The sequence below is a fragment of the Kitasatospora sp. NPDC091276 genome (genome assembly GCF_040684355.1).
GTDB lineage: Bacteria > Actinomycetota > Actinomycetes > Streptomycetales > Streptomycetaceae > Kitasatospora.
In genome coordinates, this window is sequence record NZ_JBFBFU010000074.1 from 1 (window position 1) to 5,311 (window position 5,311).

Consider the following 5,311-nt stretch of genomic DNA (forward strand, 5'->3'; position numbering starts at 1 on the left):
CTCCCCTTCGTCGTCGCCCTCAACGGCTTCGACGGACACCAGCCCCACACCGCCGACGAGGTCCGCGAAGCGCTCCAGCTCAGCGCCGAGACCCCGGTCGTCACGCTCGACGCCCGCCGCCGCGACAGTGCCAAGAGCGCCCTCATCACCCTCGTCGAGCACGCCCTCCTCGCCCGACTCCGATGACGGGCCGGACATCCGGACCCCGGGGGCCGTCGGCGTGACGGGCCCCGGGGCGGAGCCGCTACCGGCCGATGTCCTCCAGGGGCATCGCGCAAGACCCGCTGTATAAGCAGCGGATAACAGTTCGGTAGGCATTTTGTGATCAACAGTGACTCTGCGTGGTGAACTAGCGTCACTCAGCGCCAGAAGACCACGGTTTTGCTCCGTCATGTCGGTGAATGTCCCTATTGCGCCGACGCGGGGGCCATCCTGCGGCTGTTTGTCCCCCATCCCCGCACGTGCTGAAATTCCAGCTACCCCTGAAACCCTCGCGCCGGCCCACCGGTGACGGGCCAGGGCCCGGGGGTAGCGCTGGATTGATCCATGGCCGACAGTCGGCCGAGAGGTAGTTGTCGAGTGAGGCGTAAGCAGCAACCCGCCCCGCAGCGGCGCTCCGAGCCCCGCCGGAGCGAGCCGAACGGTACCGCAGCGGACCCGGCCGGATTCTCCGCTTTCACCCCCACCGAGGAGCGCTCCCAGGCCTCCCCGGCCCCGCAGCCCCCGGCCGCGTCCACGGAACCCCGCAGCGGCGGTCCCGACGGCGACGCCTCCAAGCGGTACGACTTCCTCCGCCCGCGCAACTGGCGCGTGCCGACCCGTCTGATCGCGATCCTGCTGATCCCCGTGATCATCAGCCTCGTCTTCGGCGGCCTCCGCGTGAACACCTCGGTCGACGGCTACATCAAGGCCTCCCGCGCCGAGAAGACCGCCGAACTCGCCAAGGCGGCCACCGAGCTCGCCGAAGCGCTGGAGATCGAGCGCGACACCACGCTGATACCCCTGCTCACCAAGCAGGACCCGGACGGCAAGGTCGCCAAGATCCGCGCCAACACGGACGCCGCGCTGAAGGCGTACGAGGCGGCCTACGCGGCCTCCGACAAGTCCGGCGAACTGCCTCGCCGCCACGAGGGCTTCCAGGCCCTGGTGGTCGACCTGCCGCACCTGCGGGCCACCGCGTACGGATCCGAGCTGTTCGCCGGCGCCACCGTCAACGCCTACTCGGTGATGTTCGCCCCGCTGCTGTCCTACGACAACTCGGTCGGCCTCGGCTCCAGCAACGCCGCCAGCAAGGGCCGAGCGATCTACGCGATGTCCCTCGCCAAGGCCTCCGCCTCGACCCAGCGCGCGCTCATGCTGCACCTGCTGGTCGGCATCTCCCAGAACGCCACCACCCGGTTCGAGAACGCCGACGTGATCCAGCAGATCCTGGTGGCGGAGCGGCTGGAGCAGGTCTCGCTGACCGAGTTCAACACCGGCAGCGCCCCCGAGGACGCCCGCAAGTACGCCAACGCGCAGGTCGCCCAGGCCGCCGCGCAGGAGCGCTCGGCCTACAAGATGCCGAACGGCACCGCGCCCTCCATGCAGACCCTGCTCTCCCTCGGCGCCGCCTACAGCCAGGCCGCCGCCGAGGGCCAGAGCAAGGGCAAGGCCGCCGCCGACCAGGCCTACAAGGAGGCCAAGGACTCCGGTCTCACCCCGGAGAACTGGAACCAGGCCGCCAACACCCACATCCAGGCCCTGCGTGACACCGAGGTCCAGCTGCTGGACGACGTCCTCACGGACTCCCGCGGCCTCAAGGACAACGCGCTCTACGACGCCATCCTCAACACGATCATCGTCGTCGCGGCGCTCATCCTGGCCGGTCTGCTCACCGGCTACGTCGCCCGCTCGATGATCCTCGGCATGCGCACCCTGCGCAGCGCCGCCCTGGAGATCGCCGACCACCGCCTGCCGGACCTGGTCGAGAAGCTCTCCAAGACCGACCCCGACCGGGTCGACACCTCCGTCACCCCGATCCCGCTGCACGGCAAGGACGAGATCGGCGAGGTCGCCCGGGCGTTCGACCAGGTCCACCAGCAGGCCGTGGCGCTCGCCGCCGAGCAGGCCCTGCTGCGAGGGAACGTCAACGCGATCTTCACCAACCTGTCGCGCCGCAGCCAGGGCCTGATCCAGCGCCAGCTGGCGCTGATCACCGACCTGGAGAACAACGAGGCCGACCCGGACCAGCTGGAGAACCTCTTCAAGCTGGACCACCTCGCCACCCGTATGCGCCGCAACGGTGAGAACCTGCTCGTCCTCGCGGGCGAGGAGGCCGGCCGCCGCTGGAACACCCCGGTCCCGCTGGTCGACGTGCTCCGCGCCGCCTCCTCCGAGGTGGAGCAGTACGAGCGCGTCGAGCTGTCCGGCATCCCGGAGGTCGAGGTCGTCGGCGCCGCCGTGACCGACCTCGTCCACCTGCTCGCCGAGCTGCTGGAGAACGCCACCTCGTTCTCCAGCCCGCAGACCCGGGTCCTGGTCAACGCGACCCGCCTGCCGGACGGCCGGGTGCTGGTCGAGATCCACGACAAGGGCATCGGCCTCACCGCCGACGACTTCGCCGAGATCAACGAGAAGCTGGCCGAGCCGCCCACCGTCGACGCCACCATCTCCCGCCGCATGGGCCTGTTCGTGGTCGGCCGGCTGTCCCAGCGGCACGACGTCCGCGTCCAGCTCCGCCCCTCCGGCGAGTCCGCCGGCACCACCTCGCTGGTCATGATCCCGCCGTTCATCACCCGGTCGGGCGCCGCGCCGGAGCCCGAGGAGCAGTTCACCGTCTCCCGGATCTTCGCCGAGCAGGAGCCGACCTCCCAGTGGGCGCCCGACGGCCAGCCGCGCAGCGCCGCCGAGCTGGGCTTCGACGACCACCTCACCGGCGCCGGCAACGCCGGATCCAGCGGCTTCAGCCCGGCCCTGGAGTCCGTCCAGCGCTCGCAGCGCCTCGACCAGGTCCGCCGCGCGGCCCTGGAGAGCGGCCCGCACGACGGCGAGCCGCCGGTGCTGGACGCCGAGGTCGAGGAGGACTACCAGCAGGGCTACGACCAGTACGCCCCCCAGGGCTACGAGCAGCAGTCCGGCTACGCCGACGACCAGTACGGCTACCAGCAGGACGGCTACCAGCAGGACGAGTACGGCCAGGACCAGTACGGCCAGTACCCGCAGCAGGGCTACGACCAGTCCGGCTACGCCGACGACCGGTACGGCCACCAGGACTACCAGGGCGACGGTTACCAGGGCTACCAGGACGGCTACGCCGACCAGTACGGCCAGCAGGCCGAGGAGGCCCCGGCCGGCCACCCTTACGCCCCCGAGCCGCCCGCGCTGCCCGCCGCCGAACCCACCGCCACCCTGCCGTCCGGGCTGCCGCAGCGCCGCCCCGGCCAGCAGCTGGCGGGTGGCGGCTTCGGCGCCCCGACCGCTCCGGCGGACGGCGGATCCGGCGGCGAGACCCCGAACTGGTTCGCCGGCGCCAAGGACACCTCGGCGGTCGACGAGCCGCGCGGCCACGACGTGTCGGCGCTGGGCGGCTACGGCCCGACCGGCCCGACCAACTCGCCCTGGCAGTCGCCCAACGACGGCGCCTGGCAGCAGGCCGAGCAGACCCGCGAGCCCGCCTCCGGCGGCACCACCGGGGCAGGCCTGCCGCGGCGCGTGCCCAAGCAGAACCTGGTGGCCGGGAACGCCAAGCCCACTCCGCAGGAAGGGCCGCAGGTCTCCCGCAGCCCCGAGGAGGTCCGCGGCCGGCTCACCAACCTGCGCCGCGGCGTGGAGCAGGGCCGCAGTGCCGGTAACACCGGAAGCTTCCGGATCGACCCCGATCAGGTAGACCCGTCCGGCAACGGACAGAACCGAAGCACCGATCTCTTCGGCGGCTCGAACCACCAGGAGCGTTGAGTTGACTCAGATGAGCCAGGCCGCACAGAACCTGAACTGGCTGATCACCAATTTCGTGGACAACACCCCCGGGGTGTCCCACACCGTGGTGGTCTCCGCCGACGGCCTCCTGCTGTGCATGTCCGAGGGCTTCCCCCGCGACCGCGCCGACCAGCTCGCAGCCGTCGCCTCCGGCCTCACCTCCCTCACCTCCGGCGCCAGCCGGATCTTCGAAGGAGGCGAGGTCAACCAGACCGTCGTCGAGATGGAACGAGGCTTCCTCTTCCTCATGGCCGTCAGCGACGGCTCCGCCCTCGCCGTACTCGCCTCCCCCGACTCCGACATCGGCCTCGTCGGCTACGAGATGGCCCTCCTCGTCGACCGCGCCGGCGCCGTCCTCACCCCCGCACTCCGCGCGGAACTCCAGGGCAGTCTCCTGCACTGACGGCCCGTCGGATACCGTCCAGGTATTCGAAGTACCTCCGCGTCCTTCCCGGGCCCGCTTCGGCGGGCTCGGGTTCGGACGTTGTACGGCCTTCGCACCACCGGCTCCGGACCTGCGCCGAAGCTCGCACCGCACCGCCGCACCTTGTGAGGAGAGGAACCGTGACACCGCCCGACGACCGCAGCGGCCAGTACGGCGTTCCGTACCCTGGCACAGGCCATGACGCCTTCGGAGCACCCGGCGTCGGCCACGGTCAGCAGTACGGCCAGCCTCAGCACGGCCAGCAGCACGGACAGCAGTACGGCCAGCACCAGTACGGGCAGCCCCAGCACCCGTACGGGCAGCCGCAGCAGGAGCAGTACGACCAGCAGGGCCGGTCCGGCCGGTACCGACAGCCGCAGCCCGCCTTCGACACGCCGCCGCCCGGCTACCCGGCGCCCGCCCCCGACTACCGGCCGGCCCACGAGCCCGGGCACGTCGAGGAGTTCGAGGACGAGCCCGACTCCGGCCCGCTGATCCGGCCGTTCGCGATGACCGGTGGACGCACCCGGCCGCGCTACGAGCTCGCGCTGGAGGCCCTCGTCTCCGCCGACGTCGACCCGCAGCGCCTGGCCACCCTGCTCCCCGAGCACCAGCGGATCTGCACCCTGTGCAGGGAGGTCAAATCCGTCGCGGAGGTGTCGGCGCTGCTCTCCCTTCCCCTGGGAGTGGCCCGCATCCTCGTGGCCGACCTGGCCGAGGCCGGCCTCGTCGCCATCCACCAGCCCGCTTCCGGCGGCGAATCCGGAAACCAGCCCGACGTCACGCTGCTCGAAAGGGTCCTCAGTGGACTTCGCAAGCTCTAACGCGGCCGCCCCCACCCGCGCCACCACCTCCGCGAAGATCGTCGTCGCGGGCGGCTTCGGCGTCGGCAAGACCACGCTCGTCGGCGCCGTCTCCGAGATCAACCCCCTG

3 protein-coding genes and 2 pseudogenes are annotated in these 5,311 nt (G+C 71.3%); all 5 read left to right on the forward strand.

Annotated elements, in window-relative coordinates; translation table 11 throughout:
• A pseudogene (locus AB0O19_RS38345) lies at positions 1-186 on the forward strand (ATP-binding protein); the annotation flags it as partial.
• 393 nt (positions 187-579) lie between these two features.
• The gene (locus AB0O19_RS38350; protein WP_363626372.1) at positions 580-3,933 is read left to right on the forward strand and encodes a nitrate- and nitrite sensing domain-containing protein; all 3,354 of its coding nucleotides are present in this window, start codon (positions 580-582) and stop codon (positions 3,931-3,933) included.
• A 10-nt stretch (positions 3,934-3,943) separates the two neighbouring features.
• The gene (locus AB0O19_RS38355) at positions 3,944-4,357 is read left to right on the forward strand and encodes a roadblock/LC7 domain-containing protein (protein WP_030057391.1); all 414 of its coding nucleotides are present in this window, start codon (positions 3,944-3,946) and stop codon (positions 4,355-4,357) included.
• A 161-nt stretch (positions 4,358-4,518) separates the two neighbouring features.
• The gene (locus AB0O19_RS38360) at positions 4,519-5,202 is read left to right on the forward strand and encodes a DUF742 domain-containing protein (RefSeq protein WP_363589768.1); all 684 of its coding nucleotides are present in this window, start codon (positions 4,519-4,521) and stop codon (positions 5,200-5,202) included.
• Positions 5,183-5,311, forward strand: a pseudogene (locus tag AB0O19_RS38365) (ATP-binding protein); the annotation flags it as partial. The gene AB0O19_RS38360 and the pseudogene AB0O19_RS38365, both read left to right, overlap by 20 nt.